The sequence below is a fragment of the Cupriavidus sp. 05T313 genome (assembly GCF_056396665.1).
In genome coordinates, this window is record NZ_JBFTLX010000012.1 from 34,668 (window position 1) to 55,859 (window position 21,192).

The window sequence follows — 21,192 nt, forward strand, 5'->3', positions numbered from 1 at the left end:
CGCATGGGTGCGGGATGTCAGGTGGCGCGCTTACCGCGCCGCGGCTTCTTGCCCTGGCGCCAGGAAGCGCTCCATGCCCGCGCGGACCTCCGGCGGCAGCGCGCGCGGCATCATTTCGCCGGTATCGACGCACACCAGGCGCTGGGCGATCTCCACGCGGAGGTCCGCGGCAGGCCCGACGAAGCGCACCTGCAAGGAGAAACTGGTGCGCCCCAGCCGCGTCACACGCAGCTCCCGCGTCAGCAACTCGCCCAGCCGGCTGGGCGCCACGAAGCGGCAGGACACTTCCGCCGTCGGCACGCCGGCCTGTGCCGCGCCATGCATGGCGTCGAAGGACCAGCCCAGTGCCTCCCGAAACCAGTCCTCGACCAGGTCGTTAAGCATCTCGAAGTAGCGCGGGAAGAACACGATGCCGGCGGCGTCGCAGTCCTTGAAGCGCACCCGCACGGTGTTGGTGAACACTTCGCTCACGGCTGGCGCCCTCCTCCGGCCGCGCCGGCCTGCTCCGCCATCTGCCGCAACCGGAAGCGCTGCAGCTTGCCGGTCTCGGTGCGCGGCAGCGCATCGACGAAGATCACCCGGCGCGGATACTTGTACGGCGCGATCTCGGCCTTGACGTAGGCCTGCAGCACGGCGCACATCTCCTCGCCGGCCACCACGCCGGGGCGCAGCACCACGTAGGCGGCGACGACCTGCCCGCGCTCGGGATCGGCCATGCCGACGACGCCGCATTCGGCCACCGCTTCGTGCCGCATCAGCGCGCTTTCCACTTCCGGCCCGGMAATGTTGTAGCCGGCCGAGACGATCATGTCGTCGGAACGCGCCTGGTAGTAGTAGTAGCCGTCGGCATCGGCCATGAAGGTGTCGCCCGGCAGGTTCCAGCCGTCCCTCACATAGCTGGCCTGGCGCGGGTCGTCCAAATAGCGGCAGCCGGTGGGACCGCGCACCGCCAGCTTGCCGACCGTGCCGGGCGGCACCGGTTGCATCGACTCGTCGACAATCTGCGCGACATAGCCCGGCACCACCTTGCCGATGGCGCCCGGCCGGACTTGCGCGCCGGCGCTGGAAATGAAGATATGCATCATCTCGGTGCCGCCGATCCCGTCTGTCATCTCGATGCCCGTGGCCGCCTTCCAGCTCTGGCGCGTCGCATCGGGCAGCGCCTCGCCGGCCGAGACGCTCTTCTTCAGGCTGGAGATGTCATACCCCGGCGCCAGCGCCGCCATCTGCCGGTAGAAGGTCGGCGCGGTGAACACGATCGTCGCGCGCCAGGACTGGATCAACGYAAGCAGGCTCTCGGGCGTGAGCCGCTCGGCCAGCACGGTGGACGCCCCGACCCGCAGCGGAAAGCACAGGATGCCGCCCAGGCCGAAGGTAAAGGCCAGCGGCGGGGTGCCGCAGAAGATGTCGTCCGGCCCCGGCTTGAGCACATGACGCGGGAACAGGTCGCACATGGCAATCACATCGCGGTGGAAATGCACCGTGCCCTTGGGCTGGCCGGTAGTCCCGCTGGTGAWGGCGATCAGGCAGATGTCGTCGCTAGCGGTATCGCACGCGTCGAACGACTCGGGCTTGCCGGCCATGGCGGCTTCCACCGAGTCTGCGCCGCTGCCGTTGAAGTAGCGCACCTGCGCCAGGCTCGGGCAATAGTGCTCGTTGCCGGGATCCAGATTGGCTTCGAGTTCTTCGCGCAGGCGCTCGTCGCACAACGCCGCGCTGACCGCGGCACGGTCGATCACCTGCTTGAGTTCCTTGGCGCGCAGCAACGGCATGGTCGGCACCGCGATCAGCCCCGCCTTGACCACCGCCAGCCAGCACGCTGCCATCATCAGGTTGTTGGGGCCGCGCAGCAGCACGCGATTGCCCGGCACCAGCTCCATATCGCCGGTCAGCACGTGGGCGATGCGGTTGGAGAGCGCTGCCAGTTCGGCATAGCTGACGGTGCGATGGGCGCCGTCCTGCTCGTAGCGGATCGCGATGCGCTCGCCCCGCCCTTCGCGCACATGGCGCTCGACCAGTTCCAGCGCGCAGTTCATGCGCTCCGGATATTGCGTGTCCGCGTTGAACAGCAGTTCCGGCCACTGCTGCGGGAGCGGCAGGCGGTCGCGTGCAAAGGTATCTAGGTGGGCTGTGCTCGCCATGGTTGTCTCCGCTTCCTTCATTCTGGTGATGCTGGTAAGGGCTGTCCGGCCGCGTCGATCACGCTATGCGCGATGCTGTGCCAGCGTTTCGCGCGCGATGATCAGCTTCTGCACTTCGGTGGCGCCTTCGTAGATCCGCAGCGAGCGGATCTCCCGGTACAGGCTCTCCACGCGCGTGCCCACCTTGACGCCGAGCCCGCCGAACATCTGCACGGCGCGGTCGATGACCTGCTGCGCGTTCTCGGTGGCCACCATCTTGGCCATCGCCGCTTCGCGCGTGGTGCGCACACCCGCCACATCGCGCAGCCACGCGGCGCGGTAGGTCAGCAGCGCGGCCGAGTCGATGGCGGTGGCCATGTCGCCGATTGCCGCCTGGGTCAGTTGCAGGTCGGCCAGCACGCCGCCGAACATGGGCCGCGCGGTGGCGCGCGCGAGTGCTTCGTCAAGCGCGGCGCGGCCGAAGCCCAGCGAGGCGGCCGCCACCGAGGCGCGGAAGATATCCAGCGTCATCATGGCCACTTTGAAGCCCTGCCCTGCTTCGCCCAGCCGCGCGCCAACCGGCACCCGGCAGTTCTCGAAACGCAGCGTGGCAAGCGGGTGCGGCGCCATGACATCGATCCGCTCGGCGATGGTCAGGCCCGGCGTGTCCGCGTCCACCACGAAGGCGGAGATGCCGCGCGCGCCCGGCGCTTCACCGGTGCGGGCGAACACGCAGTAGAAGTCGGCGATGCCGCCGTTGGAGATCCAGGTCTTCTCGCCATCGATCACGTAATGATCGCCGTCCAGTACCGCGCGGCATTGCATTGCCGCCACGTCGGACCCGGCGTCGGGCTCGGACAGGGCGAACGCAGCGATCGCCTCGCCGCGCGCCACGCGCGGCAGGTAGCGCTCGCGCATGGCGTCGCTGCCGGCCAGCGTGATGGCGCCGCTGCCCAGGCCCTGCATGGCGAAGGCGAAATCGGCCAGGCCATCGTGACGGGCAAGCGTCTCGCGCAGCAGGCACAGCGAGCGCGAGTCGAGCGTTTCGAGCGCGCCGCCATAAGCAGCGGGCACGCAGTAGCGCAGCCAGCCGGCCTCGCCAAGCTGGCGCACCAGCGCGCGGCAGGCGGCGTCGGTGTCGCTGTGATCGACCGCGAGCGAGGCCGTGGCCCACGCGTCGAGCCGTTGTTCCAGTTCGCGGTGCGCGTCGCCGAAGAACGGCAGGGCGAGATAGCTTTTGTCGGACATGAAGTTTGTACCCTTTCAGTCGCCTTCGAACACGGGCCGCGTCTTGGCCACGAACGCGTCGTAGGCCCGGCGGAAGTCCTTGGTCTGCATGCAGATGGCCTGCGCCTCGGCCTCGGCCTCGATGGCTTCGTCCAGGCCCATGTTCCATTCCTGGTGCAGCAGCTTCTTGGTCACGCCGTGGGCGAAGGTGGGCCCGGCGGCGATTTGCGCGGCCAGCGACTGGGCTTCGGCGAGTACCGCGTCCGGTGCGTGCAACGCGTTGAAGAAGCCCCATTGCAGCCCTTCCTGCGCAGTCATCGCCCGGCCGGTGTACAGCAACTCGCTGGCACGGCCTTGTCCGATCACGCGCGGCAGCAGCGAGCAGGCGCCCATGTCCGCGCCCGCCAGGCCTACCCGCACGAACAGGAAGGCGGTCTTCGCCTGCTCGGTGCCCAGCCGCATATCCGAGGCCAGCGCCATCATCGCGCCGGCGCCCGCGCAGATGCCGTCGACGGCGCTGATGACCGGTTGCGGGCAGGCCCGCATGGCCTTGATCAGGTCGCCGGTCATGCGCGTGAACTCGAGCAGCTCGGGCATGGTCATGCGGGTGAGCGGGCCGATGATTTCGTGGACGTCGCCGCCCGAGCAGAAGTTGCCGCCGGCGCCGGTGATCACCACGGTCTTGATGTCCGTGGCGTAGCACAGCGCGCGGAACAGATCGCGCAGTTCGGCGTAGGAATCGAAGGTGAGCGGGTTCTTGCGCTCGGGGCGGTTCAGCGTCACGGTGCCAACCTTGCCGTCGGCCGAGACCGACCACAGGAAGTGCTGCGGCTGGTAGCCGGCAAAGCTGCGCTTGTGGTGGCGCATGTCCAGTGCTATTTCACTCATCTCGTTTCTCGCTTGCCTGTTCTGGTTTTCTCGAATTCGTTCGGGATCAACCCGCCATGACCTCGCCACCGGCCACTGCGATGGCTTGGCCGGTGACCGCGCTGGCGGTGGGCTGGCACAGCCATGCGACCGCGTCAGCCACCTCGCCCGGCTGCACCAGCCTGCCCTGCGGATTGCCCTTGGACAACTCGGCCCGGGCCTGCGCCTCGGTGCGGCCGGTCTTGCCCATGATGTTGGCGACCGCGTCGCGCACGATGTCGGTCTCGGTATAGCCAGGGCAGACCGCATTGACGGTCACGCCGCTGCTCGCGACTTCCAGCGCCAGCGAGCGGGTCAGTCCGATCACGCCATGCTTGGCCGCGCAGTAGGCGCTGACATAGCCGTAGCCAACCAGCCCGGCCGTGCTGGCCACATTGACGATGCGGCCCCAGCCGCGTTCCAGCATGCCCGGCAGCGCTGCCTGCGTGCAGAGGAAAGTGCCGGTCAGGTTGACCTCGAGCATGGATTGCCACAGGGCGAGATCCGTCCTGGCGAAGCTCGCGCTGCGCGCCTGCCCGGCATTGTTGATCAGCAGGTCGATCGGGCCCGCGCGGCCGGACGCTTCCGCGAACGCCGCCGCCACGCTGTCGGCCTGCGAAATATCCGCCGTCACCGTGCCGAGCATGGCGGGCGCGACGACCGCCTCGGCGAGCGCATCGGCTGTCGCTGCCAGCGTGGCCGCGTCGCGCCCCAGCAAGGTGACGCTGGCGCCTTGCGCGAGCAGGCGGCGCGCAATGGCCGCGCCGATGCCGCGTCCGCCACCGGTGACCAGCGCGTGCCGACCCTGCAGGGAAAGATTGGCGCTCATGCTCAGTGATCCTCGGGCTGACGGGCTTGCCGTGCCTGTTGCGCGGCCCGCTCCAGGTTGGTTTCCAGCTGGCGCTTGCCGGCCTGGTATTGCTTGGGCCATGCCAGGTCGCGATGGCCCAGCCGCGCTGCCTCGTGGATGGTCCAGGCGGGGTCCGCCAGGTGCGGGCGGGCAATCGCGCACAGGTCGGCACGGCCGGCGGCGATGATGCTGTCGACGTGGTCGGCTTCGAAGATCGCGCCGACAGCGATGGTGGCAATGCCGGCCTCGTTGCGGATGCGGTCGGCAAACGGCGTCTGGTACATGCGCCCGTACACCGGCGCCTGGTCAGGACTCACCTGCCCCGAAGAACAGTCGATCATATCGGCGCCCGCAGTCTTGAAGGCACGTGCGATCTCGATCGCATCGTCCGGCGTGATGCCGCCTTCGACCCAGTCGTGCGCCGAAATCCGCACCGACATCGGGCGCTCGTGGGGCCACACAGCCCGTACCGCCGCAAAGACTTCGAGCGGGTAGCGCAGCCGCGCGGCCAGCGAGCCGCCGTATTCGTCGCTGCGCTGGTTGGTCAGCGGCGAAATAAAGCTGGAGAGCAGGTAGCCGTGGGCGCAGTGCAGCTCGAGCCAGTCGAAACCCGCCTGCGCGGCACGCCGCGCGGCGGCCACGAAATCGTCCCGCACCTGATCCATGTCCGCGCGGCTCATCTCGCGCGGCACTTGCGACACGCCCGGCATATAGGGCAGCGGCGAGGCCGACATCACCGGCCAGTTGCCGCTGGCAAGCGGGTAGTCCATCGCTTCCCAGCCGAGCTGGGTCGAACCCTTGCGCCCGGCGTGGCCAATCTGCATGGCGATGCGCGCATCGCTGTTGGCGTGCACGAAATCGACGATGCGGCGCCAGGCGTCGCGCTGCGCGTCGTTCCACAAACCCGGGCATCCCGGGGTGATGCGCGCATCCGGAGAAGTACAGGTCATCTCCGCCACCACCATGCCGGCRCCACCGAGCGCGCGCGCGCCCAGGTGGGTCAGGTGGAAGTCGCCGGGCACGCCGTCCTCGCAGGAATACATGGCCATGGGCGACACCACCACGCGGTTCTTCAGCGTGACGCCGCGTACACGGAACGGCGTGAACATCGGCGGCACCGCGCGCGCATCGGCGGGTTGGCCGGCATTGGCAACGTTGGCCGCCGCCTGTGCCGCGAGCCAGCGCTCGAAGCCCTCGACGTAGCCGGAATCCCGCACGCGCAGGTTCTCGTGCGAGATGCGCTGCGAGCGCGTCAGCAGGGAATAGGCGAACTGCTCCGGCGCCATGCCCGCATAGCGCTCGACGTTCTCGAACCATTCGGTGGAGTTGCGCGCGGCATTCTGGATCTTGAGGACCTCGACGCTGCGGGTGGCCTGGTAACGCTCCAGCGCCTGCGGCAGCACGTCGGCGCCGCCCGGCCCGGCATCGCGGATATTGTTGGCGAGGTCGATCGCATCTTCCAGCGCCAGCTTGGTGCCGGAGCCGATCGAGAAATGCGCGGTATGCGCGGCGTCGCCCATCAGCACCACCGGCACGCGGCGGCCGTCGGCCAGTGTGTTCCAGTGCACCCAGGTGCCGCAGATCACACGCGGAAAGCGGATCCAGTTGGCCGAGCCGCGCAGGTGAGTGGCGTTGCTGATCAGGGCGTTACCGTCCAGGTAGCGGGCAAACAGGCGCTCGCAGAAGGCCACGCCCTCCTCCTGGCTCATCTGCTCGATGCCGGCGGCGCGCCAGACCGGCTCGGGCGCCTCGACGATAAAGGTGGAGGTGTTGTCGTCGAAACGGTAGGCATGGGCCTGGAACCAGCCATGCTCGGTTTTTTCGAAGGCGAAGGTAAAGGCGTCGAACAGCTTGCGCGTGCCAAGCCAGACAAAGCGGCACAGACGGGTATCGATATCGGGCTGGAAGGTCTCGGCGTAGCGGCCGCGCACGCGGCTGTTGATACCGTCGGCGGCGATCACGATGTCGGCCTGGTATTGCTGCGCCAGCGCCTGGTCATCCGTGACGTCGGTCTCGAAGACCAGATGCACGCCCAACTCCTCGCAACGTGCCTGCAGGATATTGAGCAGACGCTTGCGGCCGATGCCGATAAAGCCATGCCCGCCGGAACGCATGGTGCGCCCGCCGATATGGATGTCGATATCGTCCCAGTGGTTGAATGCCTCGTTGATCTGCTGCGCGCTGACCGGATCGGCCTGCTTGAGGTTGTCCATGGTGGCGTCGGAGAACACCACGCCCCAGCCGAACGTGTCGTAGGGCCGGTTGCGCTCCACTACGTAGACCTCGTTGGAGGGATCCCGCAGCTTCATCAGCAAACCGAAGTACAGGCCCGAGGGGCCTCCGCCGATACACAGCACTCGCATCTTGTCGTCTCCTGCGCGCCGGCCCGGATCCGGCTGGCCCGGCCCCTCGCGGCACATGCGATGCGCGGGAGCGCATCTAGATCATACTTAAATATTTGATGCTTAAAATATTAGTCCGCATCGGACCGTCGTGCAAGCACAATCTCTGACGCGGTGCAGCGCGTGCCCCGGGAGGCCAGCTCAGCCAACCCGGCAGCGGCGGATACGCCGCGTTTCAAGCCCTAAACATGCCTCTGCCGCCGCTCGCCCTCCGGCGCGCGGCGGCCTGGACAGCCGTCAGCCTTGCATCGCCGCCTGGAGTTGCGCCAGCGCGGTGGGATCTTCGATCGTGGTGAGATCGCCGGGGTTGCGGCCTTCCGCCACCGCCTGCATGGCGCGGCGCAGCAGCTTGCCGGAGCGGGTCTTGGGCAGCGCATTGACGAAGAACACGCGCGCCGGGCGCGCCACCGCGCCCAGTTGCCGGTCCACGGTCTTCATCACRTCGCCTTCCAGCGCCAGCCGGTCGGCCTGGGTTTCGATGCGGCCCGCGTCGCGCGCGATCACGAACGCCATCGCCACCTGCCCCTTCAGCGCATCGTGCACGCCCACCACCGCCACCTCAGCCACCGCCGGATGCGACGAGATGCTCTCCTCGATCTCGCGCGTGCCCAGCCTGTGGCCCGCCACATTGATCACGTCGTCGGTGCGGCCCAGGATAAAGATATAGCCGTCCTCGTCCTGCACACCCCAGTCGAACGTCGAATAGCAGCGGCGGCCCGGCACGCCGGACCAATAGGTCTTGACGAAGCGTTCATCGTCGCCCCACACCGTGGTCATGCACCCCGGCGGCAACGGCCCGTCGATGGCGACCACGCCTTTCTGCCCCGGCGCGCATTCGGCGCCGGTGGCTTCATCGACGATCTTCAGGTCGTAGCCATAGRCCGGYACGCCGGGCGACCCCAGCTTGGSCGGCARCGGATCGATACCGCGCTGGATGGCGATGATCGGCCAGCCCGTCTCGGTCTGCCAGTAGTTGTCCACCACCGGCTTGCCAATGCCCTGCTGGATCCAGCTGGCGGTGGGTTCGTCGAGCGGCTCGCCGGCCAGGAACARCAGGCGCAGGCTGGAGAGGTCGTAGCGCGTGAGCCAGGCCGGGTCCTGCTTCTTCAGCACGCGAATGGCGGTGGGCGCGCTGAACATGATGTTCACGCGGTACTGCTCGACCAGTTGCCACAGGATGCCGCCGTCCGGGCGCACCGGCGTACCTTCGTACATCAGCGTGGCCATGCCGGCCAGCAGCGGCCCGTACACAATGTAGCTGTGCCCCACCACCCAGCCGATATCGGAGCTGGAGAACATGGTGTCGCCAGCCTTGCCGCAGAAGATGTAATCCATCGAGGTGGCCAGCGCGACCGCGTAGCCGCCGGTGTCGCGCTGTACGCCTTTTGGTTTTCCGGTGGTGCCCGAGGTGTAGAGCACGTAGGATGGCTCGCTCGATTCGAGCCAGACGCACGGCACGCGCGCCGCGCCCACGCGCTCGCGCCAGGCTGCGTAGTCTTCGTCGCGGCCGGGCGTGAGCGCCATCGGCGCGAGCTGGCGATCCACCAGCAGCACGCGTTCGGGCTTGTGCGCGGCCAGCGTCACCGCCTCGTCGAGCAGCGGCTTGTAGGGCACCACCTTGCCCGCGCGCGAGCCGGAGTCCGCGCTGACGATCACACGCGGCTGCGCGTCGTCGATGCGCGCGGCCAGACTGACCGAGGCGAAGCCGCCAAACACCACCGAGTGAATGGCGCCGATCCGCGTGCACGCCAGCATGGCAAAGGCGGCCTCGGGAATCATCGGCATATAGATCAGCACGCGGTCGCCCTTGGCCACGCCCATCTGCTGCAGGATCGCGGCCATGCGGTTGACCTCGTCATGCAGTTCGGCGTAGCTGTAAGTGCGATGCTGGCCGGTTTCGGTCGACACGTAGATCAGCGCGGGCTGGTCCGCGCGCGCCGCCAGGTGACGGTCGACGGCGTTGTGGCAGAGATTGGTGCGCCCGCCAACGAACCACCGGGTAAATGGTGGACGGCTATCGTCCAGCACGGTCTCGAACGGGGTTTCCCAGTCGATGCGGCGAGCCTGTTCGGCCCAGAAACCTTCGGGATCGCTCACTGAGCGTGCGTGCAGGGCACGGGTAGCCGTCATGGCTTGTCTCCTCCGCTTGAATGCGGGTTGTCCATATGCAGTTTGTCTTGGCCGGGCGAACCGCCTGATGCTGTCTGCTGTCGCCCGTTAGTTTGCCACCATTCCAGGCGCATGGCGGCTGGCTTGCCGCAGCCAAGCCAGCCCACCGGTACCTGCAGTCTGGGTACGCCGGCTTACGCAACGCTTACCGCTGACGCACCGCACCAAGCAAAAGGGCGTGCCATTGGCACGCCCTTGATCTGGCTCAAACTTGCTGGCTCGAACCCGTTGGCCCGAGCCCGGTCAGCGCGCGTGCGCCTTGGTCTTGGCAGGCGCCGCGGCAGCCTTGCCGGCTGGCTTCGCGGACGGTTTGGCGCCGGCCTTGGCTGCCGGGACCGCCGGAGCGGCTTTGGCCGTCCTGCCGGCGCCGGCAGCAGCCTTGCGCGGGGCCGCCTCCACCGTCACACGCTGACGGCCCGCCGCGCGGCCCTTGGCGGTTGCCTGCACCGGCTCGCCGCGAACCGGCGCCAGGGCGGACGCAGTGGGCGGCGTGTCGGTGGCACTGGCGAAACGGGCCGCCGAACGCGCGGGCACCATCAACACCAGGCTCTGCCCCGCCACCAGCTTGGTGCCGGAAAGCTTGTTCCAGGATTGCACCTGCCCGGCCGACACGCCGTAGCGATGCGCCAGCGAAACCACCGTGTCGCGCCGCCCCGCGCGCACCACCACGCGGCGCGCGTCCGGCACATCCGGCTCGACAGCCATCATGGCGCTTTCCGCCAGCGTGGCGCTGATATCCTGGCCGTGGCTCTCCGAGCGCGGCACCACCACGGTGGAGCCGGCCTTCAGCCGCATGCCCTTGGGAATGCGGTTGATCTCGCGAATGGTGTCCGCGTCGATATTCAGCCGCGCCGCGAGCGCCTCGATGCGCTCGCGGTTGTCCACCGTCACCGCCGTCCAGCTCGACAGGCCGCCCCGGTAGGTATTGAGGTTGTACTGGAAGCGCTCGGCGTTATCGAACGGCAGCAGGATCTGCGGATTCGCCGCGCCGAGGATCACCGGCCGGTTGAAGGACGGGTTCAGCGCCTTGAACTCGTCGAGCGGCATATTGGCGAGCTTGGCCGCCAGCGAGACGTCGATATCGCGCGAKGTGGTCACCGTGACGAARTACGGGTGRTCGGGRATMTCGGGCAGCTTCACSCCGTACATCTGGGGGTTGGCRATGATGTTCTTSACCGCCTGCAGCTTGGGCACGTAGTAGCGCGTYTCGTTSGGCATGSTCAGGCTGGCGTAGTCCGTCGGCAGCCCGCGCGCCTGATTGCGCGCGATGGCCCTGGAAACCGCGCCCTCGCCCCAGTTATACGCCGCCAGCGCCAGTTGCCAGTCGCCGAACATGTCGTACAGCCGCTGCAGGTAATCCAGCGCCGCGTCGGTCGACGCCAGCACATCGCGCCGCTCGTCGCGGAACATGTTCTGCTTCAGGTTGTAGCTCTTGCCGGTGCTCGGAATGAACTGCCACATGCCGGCCGCCTTGGCGGTGGACTCGGCCTGCGGGTTGAAGGCGCTTTCCACGAAGGGCAACAACGCCAGCTCCGTGGGCATCTTGCGGCGTTCCAGTTCCTCGACGATGTGATAGAGGTAGCGGCTCGAGCGCGCGACCATCCGTTCCATGTATTCCGGCCGCTGCGCGTACCACTGCGTGCGATCGTCAACCAGCGTGCCTTCCAGGTCCGGCATGCCGAATCCGCGGCGGATACGGTCCCAGATGTCGCTTGACGGGCCGCGCAGCCAGTCGAGGCTGTCGCGGTCCAGGTTGATCACGGCCGCGCTGTTGATCGAATTGAGCGGATCGGGCTTCGAATACGCAGGTTTGGAAGCGGAGGCGGTCGTGCTGACGCCATCGGCGGCGCCGGGCGGAGTTGGCGTGCCGGCACACGCTGCGAGCAGCGCGGCACACGCAACCACCGCCAGTAATCGACCAATTTTCATTAAGTTCTCAAATCGTGACGCTAAAAATTTGCCTGATGCTAAGAAAAAGCGGCTTTCGCGTCAATGAAATTTTCCCTGCGGCGGCGCCAGGGCAGCGCCGCCAGGAACATAACGGGTACACGGAAATCGCCCTCCCGGCTTGCGGGGTCAACGGCTGGCGGGTCCGCCACGCCGGCATATGGCAATAAGGAATCAGCGGAAATTGTCTTTCCAGCCACGCAGCGCGCCGAAGGCCGCCGCGTCGTTGGCTGCCGGGCCACCCGCATGGGCGGCCACCGCCAGGCGTACCGAAGGTTCGCGCGAACGCAGGAAGGGATTGACCTCCCGCTCCTGCGCAACCGTGGTCGGTACGGTCGGCGTGCCCGCGGCACGCAATGCATCCACACGCGCCTCCCAGGCTGCCAGCGCGGCATTGTCCGGCTCCACCGCCCGCGCAAAGCGCACATTGCTACGCGTGTACTCGTGGGCGCAAAACACGCGGGTGGCGCCGGGCAGCGCCGCCAGCTTGTCCAGCGAGGCCAGCATCTGCGCCGGCGAACCCTCGAACAGCCGCCCGCATCCGCTGGCGAACAGCGTATCGCCGCAGAACACGGCCGGACCGGCGCCGGGCAGATCCGCCACGTAGGCAACGTGACCGGCGGTGTGACCCGGTACGTCGAGCACCTTGAGTTGCAGCGCGGGATGGGCCACCTCCACGGTGTCGCCTTCGCGCACGGCCACGGTACGCCCGCCGATGCGTTCGCCGGCCGGCCCGATCACGGGCAATGGCGTGCCATCCGGCGCCACCGGATGCGCCGCCAGCAGCTCGGCCACCCCGCCCTGGTGATCGCCATGGTGATGGGTGATTACAATAGCGCCCAGCACCAGCCCCGCGCGTGCCAGGAAAGCCTCGACCGGCGCGGCTTCGCCCGGGTCCACCACGGCGGCGCAGTGACCGTCGTGGATAGCCCAGATATAGTTATCCTGGAATGCGGGAATCGGCTCCACCTTCAACATGCGTGCTCCTATGTCCAAGCGTCCGATTATAAATTGGGAAGACTGGCTTGCCTCGCCTCCCGGGCAATACATGCTCCAGTGGGAGCAGGGTCAGTACGACCGGACCGTCGTGGATATCTTCGGCTACCACGCGGTGCAGCTTGGCCTGCCGCACATTGACACGCTGCGCGAAAACCGCATGCCGTTCTCCGCACTGGCGCTGGCTCCCGGCAGCGGCCCCCATGGCCCACGCGCCCAGGCCGACGCCCGCCAGCTGCTGTGCCGCTTCGACGAATTGCCGTTCGAAACGCAAAGTATCGATCTGATCACCCTGCCCCATATCCTGGAATTTTCGGAAGATCCCCACGAGGTGTTGCGCGAAGTATCGCGCGTGCTGATGCCCGAAGGCCGCGTCGTGGTGACCTGCTTCAACCCCATGAGCCTGTGGGGCGCGCGCCAGGGCCTCAAGCGGCTGGGCGCCGATCCTTTCCTGCCCAACGACAGCCAGTCGATCGGTTTCGTGCGGATCAAGGACTGGCTCAAACTGCTGGGTTTCGATATCATCCGCGGCCGGTTTGGCTGCTATTGCCCGCCCTACCACACAGAGCGCTGGCTGCAGCGCACCGCCTTCATGGAAAAGGCCGGCGACCGCTGGTGGCCGATCTTCGGCTCAGTCTATATGATTTCGGCGGTCAAGCGCGTGCGCAATATCCGCCTGGTCGGCCCCGCCTGGAAGAGTCCCAAGACGGCACTGTCACCCGTCGCCGCGCCGGTGGCCTCGCCCACGGGCACCCACGGCAAGGCGCCCGGCGACGAGCATTGAGCGCCACCGGCGCACACCCAATCACCCCGGTCGGCACCGCGCGCCATTGCCGTGCCAACCTTAGCGACAACGCAATGCAACCCAACGAAATCGAAGACGTCATCATCTACTCTGACGGCGCCTGCAAAGGCAACCCTGGCCGCGGCGGCTGGGGCGCTGTGCTGGTCTCCGGCAGCAACGAAAAAGAACTGTTCGGCGGCGAGCCCCTGACCACCAACAACCGCATGGAAATGACCGCCGTGATCGAAGCCCTGCGCGCGCTCAAGCGGCCGTGCCGGATCAAGGTCTACACCGACTCCCAGTACGTGCAGAAAGGCATCGGCGAATGGTTGCCGGGCTGGAAGGCACGCGGCTGGAAGACCGCCGACAAGAAACCGGTGAAAAACGCCGACCTCTGGCAGGAAATGGACAAGCTCGCGCAGCAGCACGATATCTCCTGGCACTGGGTGCGCGGCCACAACGGCCATCCGGGCAACGAACGCGCCGACGCCCTCGCCAACCGCGGCGTGGAGTCGCTCAAGGGTTAAGGACAGGCCCCGACGGCCGCCTGCCCCGCCCCTCCGGTTAGAATGCCCGCCATGCGACAGATCGTTCTCGACACCGAAACCACCGGCCTTAGCGCCGCCACCGGCGACCGCCTGATTGAAATCGGCTGCGTGGAGCTGCTCAACCGCCGCCTCACGGGCAGGCACCTGCACTTCTACGTCAACCCGGAACGCGATATCGACGAAGGCGCGATCGCGGTGCACGGCATCACCGTCGAATTCCTGGCCGACAAGCCCAAGTTCGCGGAAGTGGTACACGAGATCCGGGATTTCATCCAGGACGCCGAACTGATCATTCACAACGCGCCCTTCGACCTTGGCTTCCTCGACATGGAATTCAAGCTGGTCGGGCTGCCCCCGTTCCGCGAGCACGCGGGCAATGTGATCGACACCCTGCGCGAAGCGCGCCAGATGTTCCCCGGCAAGCGCAATTCGCTCGATGCGCTGTGCGACCGCCTCGGCATCAGCAATTCGCACCGCACCCTGCACGGCGCACTGCTCGATGCGGAACTGCTGGCCGAGGTCTACCTCGCGATGACGCGCGGCCAGAACTCGCTGGTCATCGATATGCTTGACGGCGGCGGCTCGCAGAGCGACGCCGTGGCATCCACTGACCTCTCGCGCCTGGACCTGCCGGTGCTGATGGCCAGCGAGGAAGAGACCACCGCGCACCTGGCCGTGCTCAAGCAACTGGACAAGGCGAGCGGCGGCAAGGTGGTGTGGCAGGAAGATGCGCCCGCGGCTGAAGCCGCGTGAGCCTGCCAGGAAAGCCAGAAGCGATTTTTTGCAGAAATCTCCAGAAAGGGCTTTACAAGATACAAGCGTGCTGACATAATCTTGTTTCTCTGCAGCACAGCAGCAACAACGCAGCAGCAGGGGTGGTTAGCTCAGCGGTAGAGCACTGCCTTCACACGGCAGGGGTCACAGGTTCAATCCCTGTACCACCCACCAAAATTCGGTGAGGAATGAAGGACTTGCGGCGACAGCCCAAGTCCTTTTTTCTTTGGGTGAAAAAATTTCCGCCGAAGCCATCGCGACACCTTGCATTGAAGATGCCGTCGAACCCAGGTGGGCGCCCGATTCTGCGACTCCCCCGATTCCGTCCATTGCCCAAGCGGCGGCGGCCACTGCGGGAAGGCGCCGGGACCATGGCCATCCGGATTCCTCCACCGTCATTCCTTGGTACCATCCAGCCCCAGACTCGTACACAAGCCAAGATGCGCCGCGCTTCCTGCAATGAAATCCTTGGAGATCATGCCGTGCAATACAAGAAGGTGCTGGCAGCGGTAGCCTGCCTGATATCGGCGGCATGCACTACGACCACGCCCGCGCCATCTGCTGGCCGACAGATGTCGACGTATGACATGGACACCGAATACACGGTTGAATACGTTCCAGACGGCTTCACCCTGATAGTCAACTATCGCTATTCGCAGTTCATCGTGCGATCCAGCTCGGCCGATGCGGCGTGCAAGGCAGCGCTTGCCAGCGTAGCCAACAGCCTGGCCGAGCGCCGGCAACGGCCGATCGAGCCGGTCAACGAACAGCTAGTCAAGGTCACTACCACCAGGAGCTGGTCCGGCAAGGTGGCCGCCTGCTCCGCCTCCGCGCCGATAGCCTGGAAACGCTGACGCAGGGCTAATGGCTCACTAGAGAGGCCCTCGGTCCAGAGGGATGGCGACGGGAGGGCCTCCTGTGGAAGATATCCAGCACGGCAACAACGCGCGCCGCCGCCTCAGCCACCGCCCTTCGCGGTATCGGACGTGGCCGGAAAGACGGTCAATCCTTGCGAGGCATCCAGTTTCCGGTGGAACTCCGCGCAGGCCTGATCTTCCTGGATTGGCAGTTGCTCAAACAAGCCCTTCCACAGGAATATGGAGAAGTAAATCTTCAGGTGCTCAGGATAGTCGGGCGCCTCTGGGGCCATTGCAACGCTGAGCGTAAACAAGCCTTCCAATCTGATGCTCCCCCAAGTGCCGGGAGCGCTCGCGGTGCAAGGACCTATCCCAAAGAGGAACTGCGTCGGGACGGACTGCTCAGGACAAGCCAGCACCAGGTCCGAGGGGCCCAAGGCCTCATCATGCTCATCAAGCCGCCCTGCCGACGGGACACGATAGACCGCGAAGAGATTCAGGCCGGTGATACGGCTCAAGGGCTCCATGAAGACGCTTTCGCCGGGCCGGTGGTCCAGGTGGACTTGCCCGGTGGCGTGATACGACAACTTCCTGGTTTTCGGCTGCCCGATCCGGTCAGAATCGGCGCCCGCGCCTTCCTGAACGGTGCCGGCACGGACGAAGCGGATATTCAGCGAGCCCTCATCTTCGATTGCGTATCGCGCAAGCCGGCGGTAACCGCCTTCGCTCCCCACTAGAATCCAACCGCCAACCTTCTCAGCCATTTCGCTTCCCGGGGTTCCCTGATCGTCCTGCCTGGCCGCGCCCGTCCACCAGCGGGACAGGATGGGCCTGCAGGAATTCGCGCCGCTCGCCCGGCACCTTAGAAATTCGCCACCACGCCACCCATCGGCGGCCGATAGTCCAGCAACCGCGACAACTCCGCCGCGGCCCCCCTCACCTGCTCCACCATCGTATCCAGCCGCTCCGGATCGATCCGCGAAGCCGGGATGGTAGCCCCAAGCGCCGCCACCACCTTGCCGCTGCGGTCGCGCACCGGTGCGGCAATGGTCGAGATGCTGGTTTCGAAAAAACCCTCCTGCAGCACATAGCCGCGCTGGCGGTCRCGCTGMACCATGTCGAACAGGGCCTCCACGGTCTTGGGTGTGCTGTCCGAGAAGACTTCCAGTTGCGGCTCGGGATAGAGTTCGCGCAACGCCTCCAATGTCAGGTCTTCAAGCAGCACGCGGCCGAGCACGGTCGCGTGCGCCGGCAGGCGGGTGCCGACATTGACCGAACTGGCGAACGGCGTGGGCGCCACGGACTTGGCCACATAGACAATGGAGCGGCCGTCGCGCACCACGAGGTTGCAGGGGTAATTGATTTCGTCGCGCAGCCGGTCCAGCAGCGGGCGGCCCAGCTCGGTCAGCTCCAGCGAAGCGAGATAATCGAAGCCGAGGCGCAGCACCGCCATGCCGAGCCGGAACTCGCGGCCGCCGTCGGTGCGCTCGACAAAGCCCATCATCTCCAGCGTGGTCAGCAGGCGGAACACCGTGGAGCGCGGGACCTGGAGCCTGCGAGCCAGTTCGGCCGCGGACAAGGTCTTCTCGTTGCGGCTGAACTCGCCCAGCAAGCGCAGGCCGCGTTCAAGTCCCGGCACGATGTACTTGTCCTGGAGATCGGTTGGCTCGACAGCGTCTGTCATGGTGATATCTCTGCGAATGAAGTGCTTTGGCGTTGCTATATGGTACCGGCTTTGGGCCGGGCCCCGCCCGATGCGGGCCCCGCGCCCCGACCCCGGCGCGCCATCCCGCGACTGACCGATATAACACGCCCGGCGTCGATCCTCCAGCACTTCAATCACCAGACCGGTGCGCGGACCCTAGCCCTTCAGGTATTCCCGCAGCCAGGCCGCGCATTCGCTGGCGTGCCGAGCGCCCGCGGCCTCGCACCGCTCGCTTCAGGCCTCGAGTTGCTCGAGGACCTTGCCCTTGGTTTCGATGCCAAGGAAGTGAATCGTCAGCGCGGCCAGGAACGGCACCAGCGCGAGCGCATAGAACGCGCTGCTGAGGTTGCCCGTGCCGATCGTATTGGCGACCAGCGTCGGCGCGAAGATCGCCGCCAGTTTCAGCCAGGCGCCCCCGAAACCGCAGCCCATCGCGCGAATGCTGGTGGGATACAGTTCCGGCGTGTACACGTAGGCCGTGATAAAGCCGCTGGCCAGGAAGCCAAGGGCCAGCGCGCACAGGCCTGCCACCACATACACCGACTCCGCATGGAACACGCCGGCCAGCGCAAGCGACAACGCGCACAGGACAAACGAGACGTTGATCACCGGCTTGCGGCCCACCTTGTCGACGATCATCGCGCAGACCAGCGAGCCCACCACGCCCAGCACTGATGCGCCGGCGGCGAGATTCAGCGCCAGTTGCAGCGGCGCGTGATACACGGTCTTGTAGATCGTCGGCAGCCAGGTCGATAACCCATACTGGATAAAGCCACAGGTGGCCCACAGCATCCACACCGCCAGCGTGCGCCCGATATAGGCCTTGCCCAGCAGGTCCTTCACGCTGCGGCGCGGGTGCTTGTGGGTCATCGCATCGTAGGCGGACACATCGCCCAGCGGCGCCAGCGGCCCCTTGGCGCGCGCCTCGAAGGCCTGCAGCGCGCGGTCGGCTTCCTCCAACCGGCCCTTCTCCGCCAGCCAGCGCGGCGACTCCGGAATGGCCCGGCGCAGGATGAAGAAGAGAATGACAGGGGCGCCGCCGATGAAGTACATGACGGTCCAGCCGAACTTCGGCACCAGCCACGCGCCTACGGCATTGGAGATCAGCAGGCCGATCGGGAACACCACCTCGTACAGCAGCACGAAGCGCCCGCGCCCGTGCGCGCGCGTGACCTCGTTGATATAGGTGGCGGCCACCGGCAATTCGCCGCCAAGCCCGAGGCCCTGCACGATGCGCAGCAAGGCGAAGATTTCGAATGATGGCGCGAAGCCGCAGGCAATGCTCATCAGCCCGATGATGCCGGCGCTCCAGCCAATCGAATGCAGCCGGCCAAAGCGCTCGGCGAGATAGGGGAACAGCAGCGCGCCAATCAGTTGCCCCACCGACGGCGCCGCGATCAGGAAGCCGACCTGGGCCGGCGTGAGCGACCACATCGAGATCAGCAGCGGCAGCGTGGCCGCAATCGCGATCACATCAAAGCCGTCGAAGAACGTGGCCAGGCCGATCAGCAACCGGGCCCGGACATGCATGCCGTTGCTGGGCAGCCGCTCGATACGCGCGATGATCTCGCCGCGCGTGGCCGTGGCCGGCGCGCCGGCCGCGCGATTCGCGCCGCCGTCTGCCGCGATGTTGCTGGATGGGGTCGCCACGCCCTCGGCGTTCGCATCGGCGAACGGGGCCTCTTGTCTCTGGATCAACACGGTGTTTCTCTTCAAAAGTATCCGAGGCACGCAGCCGCCTCGCGCTGGCGCATCGCGGGATTTACCCCGCGCTGGCCACCACCGCCGCCGCCGCATCCGATGCGGCGCGCGGTAGCGCTTGGAGGTCGCTCAGAGGTCCAGCACCAGGCGCTTGCCCTTGCAACCCGACACGCACACCATCATGGTCTGGTTCGATTCGCGTTCGCTCTTGCTGAGCACGCCGTCGCGGTGTTCTGGAATGCCTTCCAGCACGCGCGTTTCACACGAGCCGCACACGCCTTCCTTGCAGCTGTGCTCGACGGCGATGCCCGCTTCGAGCAAGGCATCCAGCAAGGACTTGCCTGCCGGCACTTTCAGCTCGCTGCCCGTGCTTGCCAGCGCCACGGTGTACTCGCCTTCCTGCACGGCCGCCACCGACGGGTCTGCCGCAAAGCGTTCGATATGCACTTCGGCATAGCCGTGTCCGGCGCAGGCGGCTTCGAAGGCATTCAGCATCGGGCCGGGGCCGCAGCAGTAGAAGTGCGTGCTGGCCGCTTGCCCCGCCAGCAGCGCGGACAGGTCCGGCGGGCTGCCCGCCTCGTCGTCGAAGTGCATGCGCACCGCGTCGCCATAGGCGGCCAGCTCGTCCGCGAAAGCCGCTTCCGCGCGAGACCGCGCGCAGTAGAGCAGTGTGAAGGAGCGCCCCAGTTCATGCAGCCGCCGCGCCATGCAGACGATGGGCGTCACACCGATCCCGCCCGCCACCAGCACCGTGTGGGCCGCGCCCTCTTCCAGCGCGAAGTGGTTGCGGGGCACCGCCACGGCAAGCGTGCTGCCCACGCGCAGTTGCTCGTGCACATAGCGCGAGCCGCCGCGGCTGGCGCGGTCGAGCAACACCCCCACCACGTAGCGGTCGCGCACTTCCGGCGCGCCGCACAGCGAGTAGCTGCGCACCAGGCCATTGCCCAGATGCAGGTCGATATGCGCGCCGGGCGCGTACGCCGGCAACTCGCGCCCTTCCGGGTCGCGCAACTCCACGCTGACAATGCCGCGCGCTTCGAAGCGCATGGCCTGCACGCGCAGGGTAAGGGATTGGCTGGTACTCATGGCACTTCCTTGTGTTGCTTTGTATCGCTATGTGTCGCTTCGTATTGCTTCGTATCGCCTTGCTGCCTGTATTGCTACGCTGCCTGCCACACCGTATTCAGCGCTTCTCGGTCAGGAACTTGCCCTGCGGGCCGCCCGCGTTCTTCTGCCGGCGGGTATTACCGTCCAGGCCGCCTTCCACCGCCCATTCCGCGAACATGGTGGGACCCGGTTCGAAATCGCGCGGCTCCCATCCGGCGTCCAGCTGGTCCTCGTCCGCGTAGTACTCGATCAGGCCGCCGGCCGGATTCTTGAAGTACCAAAAGTAAGCCGAGGAAATCGGATGCCGGCCCGGGCCGAGCTGCGTGTCCCAGCCGCTGCGCGACACATGCAGGCCGCCGCCGAATACTTCATGGATATCGCGCACGGTGAAGGCCACGTGGTTCAGGCCGCTCTTGGCCTGCGGCAACTGCAGCAGGAACAGGTCGTGGTGGCCGCCSTCSGSCGCGCAGCGCAGGAAGGCGCCACGGCCGGGATAGTGGTCCGACGGCACGAAGCCCAGCTTCTCGGTGTAGAAGCGCTCGGTCGCCGCCACGTCCTTGACGAAGAACACCACGTGCCCCACCTCGATCGGCGTGGCACGCTCGTAGATCGGGCTGCGCTGGTTCAGGCGCGGCTTGTCGTTCCAGGTGTTCATCGTGGCGCATTCGACCTCGACGTCGCGCTTGCGGGTCAGCTGGAAGCGCACGGCCAGGCCGTTGGGATCGGTGCAGCCCACGCGCTCGCCTTGCTCGCCCTGCATACCGTGCTCTCCCGAGCTGACAAAGCCTGGCTCGGCGCGAATGGCATCCGCGATCTTGTCCAGCGCGGCCTGCGTGTCCACGCCCCACACCACTTCGCGCAGCGTCGGGCCGTCTTCCATCGCCACCGGCAGCGCGGGGTCGTCGGTGCGGCGCACCAGCACGCGGCAGCCGTTCAGCGTCTCGAAATCCAGCCCGCCCTCGTCCTCGCGCACCAGCGTGAGGCCCCAGTCGGCGAAGAAGCGCCGGCAGGCGTCCAGGTCGTCGGCACCGTAGACGATTTCGTCGATGCCCAGAATCGTGTTCATTACCCTCTCCTGCTGTGTCGCTTGTGCAGCGTC

At 66.7% G+C, this 21,192-nt stretch carries 18 protein-coding genes and 1 tRNA gene; 5 read left to right on the forward strand and 14 right to left on the reverse strand.

The annotated features are described in order from the left end of the window. Window positions 1–30 precede the first annotated feature (30 nt). The 9 genes from AC1DKD_RS04850 to gloB all read right to left on the reverse strand — a co-directional run bounded on the left by AC1DKD_RS04850 (window position 31) and on the right by gloB (window position 12,599). Entirely contained in the window at window positions 31–471 is a 441-nt protein-coding gene (locus AC1DKD_RS04850) for an acyl-CoA thioesterase (protein WP_441627468.1), read from the reverse strand. Continuing rightward, the gene (locus AC1DKD_RS04855; protein WP_477143034.1) at window positions 468–2,141 is read right to left on the reverse strand and encodes an AMP-binding protein; all 1,674 of its coding nucleotides are present in this window, start codon (window positions 2,139–2,141) and stop codon (window positions 468–470) included. The genes AC1DKD_RS04850 and AC1DKD_RS04855 overlap by 4 nt, the downstream gene beginning before the upstream one ends. A 63-nt stretch (window positions 2,142–2,204) precedes the next feature. Next, on the reverse strand, window positions 2,205–3,368 hold the full coding sequence (locus AC1DKD_RS04860) for an acyl-CoA dehydrogenase family protein (protein ID WP_477103526.1): 1,164 nt from the start codon (window positions 3,366–3,368) through the stop codon (window positions 2,205–2,207). Window positions 3,369–3,383: 15 nt separating this feature from the next. Beyond that, window positions 3,384–4,235 (reverse strand): enoyl-CoA hydratase family protein, encoded by an 852-nt coding sequence (locus AC1DKD_RS04865; RefSeq protein WP_441627474.1) that lies wholly within the window; start codon window positions 4,233–4,235, stop codon window positions 3,384–3,386. A gap of 46 nt (window positions 4,236–4,281) precedes the next feature. Then, window positions 4,282–5,082, reverse strand: a complete 801-nt coding sequence (locus AC1DKD_RS04870) for an SDR family NAD(P)-dependent oxidoreductase (RefSeq protein WP_441627476.1) — start codon at window positions 5,080–5,082, stop codon at window positions 4,282–4,284. Window positions 5,083–5,084: 2 nt separating this feature from the next. Further along, window positions 5,085–7,466: a bifunctional salicylyl-CoA 5-hydroxylase/oxidoreductase gene (locus tag AC1DKD_RS04875; RefSeq protein ID WP_441627478.1), complete on the reverse strand. Its 2,382-nt coding sequence runs from the start codon at window positions 7,464–7,466 to the stop codon at window positions 5,085–5,087. Window positions 7,467–7,742: 276 nt separating this feature from the next. Continuing rightward, a complete protein-coding gene (locus AC1DKD_RS04880; RefSeq protein WP_477143035.1) occupies window positions 7,743–9,635 on the reverse strand; it encodes a propionate--CoA ligase in 1,893 nt (630 codons plus the stop codon). A 282-nt stretch (window positions 9,636–9,917) separates the two neighbouring features. Then, window positions 9,918–11,603, reverse strand: coding sequence for a transglycosylase SLT domain-containing protein (locus AC1DKD_RS04885; RefSeq protein ID WP_477143036.1), 1,686 nt, complete (start codon window positions 11,601–11,603; stop codon window positions 9,918–9,920). Window positions 11,604–11,795: 192 nt separating this feature from the next. Then, window positions 11,796–12,599: a hydroxyacylglutathione hydrolase gene (gloB, locus tag AC1DKD_RS04890; protein WP_441627484.1), complete on the reverse strand. Its 804-nt coding sequence runs from the start codon at window positions 12,597–12,599 to the stop codon at window positions 11,796–11,798. Between the two features lie 10 nt (window positions 12,600–12,609). On the opposite strand from gloB, the gene AC1DKD_RS04895 reads away from it, so the two are divergent. The 5 genes from AC1DKD_RS04895 to AC1DKD_RS04915 all read left to right on the forward strand — a co-directional run bounded on the left by AC1DKD_RS04895 (window position 12,610) and on the right by AC1DKD_RS04915 (window position 15,577). Further along, the gene (locus tag AC1DKD_RS04895) at window positions 12,610–13,401 is read left to right on the forward strand and encodes a class I SAM-dependent methyltransferase (RefSeq protein ID WP_035860582.1); all 792 of its coding nucleotides are present in this window, start codon (window positions 12,610–12,612) and stop codon (window positions 13,399–13,401) included. Between the two features lie 89 nt (window positions 13,402–13,490). Then, on the forward strand, window positions 13,491–13,928 hold the full coding sequence (gene rnhA / locus AC1DKD_RS04900) for a ribonuclease HI (RefSeq protein WP_441627540.1): 438 nt from the start codon (window positions 13,491–13,493) through the stop codon (window positions 13,926–13,928). Between the two features lie 51 nt (window positions 13,929–13,979). After that, window positions 13,980–14,702: a DNA polymerase III subunit epsilon gene (gene dnaQ, locus AC1DKD_RS04905; RefSeq protein WP_441627487.1), complete on the forward strand. Its 723-nt coding sequence runs from the start codon at window positions 13,980–13,982 to the stop codon at window positions 14,700–14,702. A gap of 120 nt (window positions 14,703–14,822) precedes the next feature. Then, window positions 14,823–14,897, forward strand: a tRNA-Val gene (locus tag AC1DKD_RS04910). A 308-nt stretch (window positions 14,898–15,205) separates the two neighbouring features. Beyond that, window positions 15,206–15,577 carry a hypothetical protein gene (locus AC1DKD_RS04915; RefSeq protein ID WP_441627489.1) on the forward strand — a complete coding sequence of 124 codons (372 nt, stop codon included), beginning with the start codon at window positions 15,206–15,208 and terminating at the stop codon, window positions 15,575–15,577. A gap of 104 nt (window positions 15,578–15,681) precedes the next feature. Here the strand turns inward: AC1DKD_RS04915 and AC1DKD_RS04920 are convergent, their stop codons facing one another. The 5 genes from AC1DKD_RS04920 to AC1DKD_RS04940 all read right to left on the reverse strand — a co-directional run bounded on the left by AC1DKD_RS04920 (window position 15,682) and on the right by AC1DKD_RS04940 (window position 21,159). Next, the gene (locus AC1DKD_RS04920) at window positions 15,682–16,344 is read right to left on the reverse strand and encodes a hypothetical protein (protein ID WP_441627491.1); all 663 of its coding nucleotides are present in this window, start codon (window positions 16,342–16,344) and stop codon (window positions 15,682–15,684) included. 98 nt (window positions 16,345–16,442) lie between these two features. Next, window positions 16,443–17,264, reverse strand: a complete 822-nt coding sequence (locus AC1DKD_RS04925) for an IclR family transcriptional regulator (protein ID WP_441627493.1) — start codon at window positions 17,262–17,264, stop codon at window positions 16,443–16,445. A 255-nt stretch (window positions 17,265–17,519) separates the two neighbouring features. Beyond that, window positions 17,520–18,815 (reverse strand): MFS transporter, encoded by a 1,296-nt coding sequence (locus tag AC1DKD_RS04930; protein ID WP_441627542.1) that lies wholly within the window; start codon window positions 18,813–18,815, stop codon window positions 17,520–17,522. A 300-nt stretch (window positions 18,816–19,115) separates the two neighbouring features. Next, entirely contained in the window at window positions 19,116–20,072 is a 957-nt protein-coding gene (locus AC1DKD_RS04935) for a PDR/VanB family oxidoreductase (protein WP_276287907.1), read from the reverse strand. A gap of 97 nt (window positions 20,073–20,169) precedes the next feature. Beyond that, the gene (locus AC1DKD_RS04940) at window positions 20,170–21,159 is read right to left on the reverse strand and encodes a VOC family protein (RefSeq protein ID WP_477143037.1); all 990 of its coding nucleotides are present in this window, start codon (window positions 21,157–21,159) and stop codon (window positions 20,170–20,172) included. Window positions 21,160–21,192 lie beyond the last annotated feature (33 nt).

Excerpts from the sequence above, each read along its gene's own strand:
- dnaQ (WP_441627487.1), top strand. The coding sequence starts at position 13,980 with ATGCGACAGATCGTTCTCGACACCGAAACCACCGGCCTTAGCGCCGCC.
- AC1DKD_RS04920 (WP_441627491.1), bottom strand. The coding sequence starts at position 16,344 with ATGGCTGAGAAGGTTGGCGGTTGGATTCTAGTGGGGAGCGAAGGCGGT.
- AC1DKD_RS04860 (WP_477103526.1), bottom strand. The coding sequence starts at position 3,368 with ATGTCCGACAAAAGCTATCTCGCCCTGCCGTTCTTCGGCGACGCGCAC.
- AC1DKD_RS04935 (WP_276287907.1), bottom strand. The coding sequence starts at position 20,072 with ATGAGTACCAGCCAATCCCTTACCCTGCGCGTGCAGGCCATGCGCTTC.
- AC1DKD_RS04870 (WP_441627476.1), bottom strand. The coding sequence starts at position 5,082 with ATGAGCGCCAATCTTTCCCTGCAGGGTCGGCACGCGCTGGTCACCGGT.
- AC1DKD_RS04930 (WP_441627542.1), bottom strand. The coding sequence starts at position 18,815 with ATGCATGTCCGGGCCCGGTTGCTGATCGGCCTGGCCACGTTCTTCGAC.
- AC1DKD_RS04895 (WP_035860582.1), top strand. The coding sequence starts at position 12,610 with ATGTCCAAGCGTCCGATTATAAATTGGGAAGACTGGCTTGCCTCGCCT.
- AC1DKD_RS04865 (WP_441627474.1), bottom strand. The coding sequence starts at position 4,235 with ATGAGTGAAATAGCACTGGACATGCGCCACCACAAGCGCAGCTTTGCC.
- gloB (WP_441627484.1), bottom strand. The coding sequence starts at position 12,599 with ATGTTGAAGGTGGAGCCGATTCCCGCATTCCAGGATAACTATATCTGG.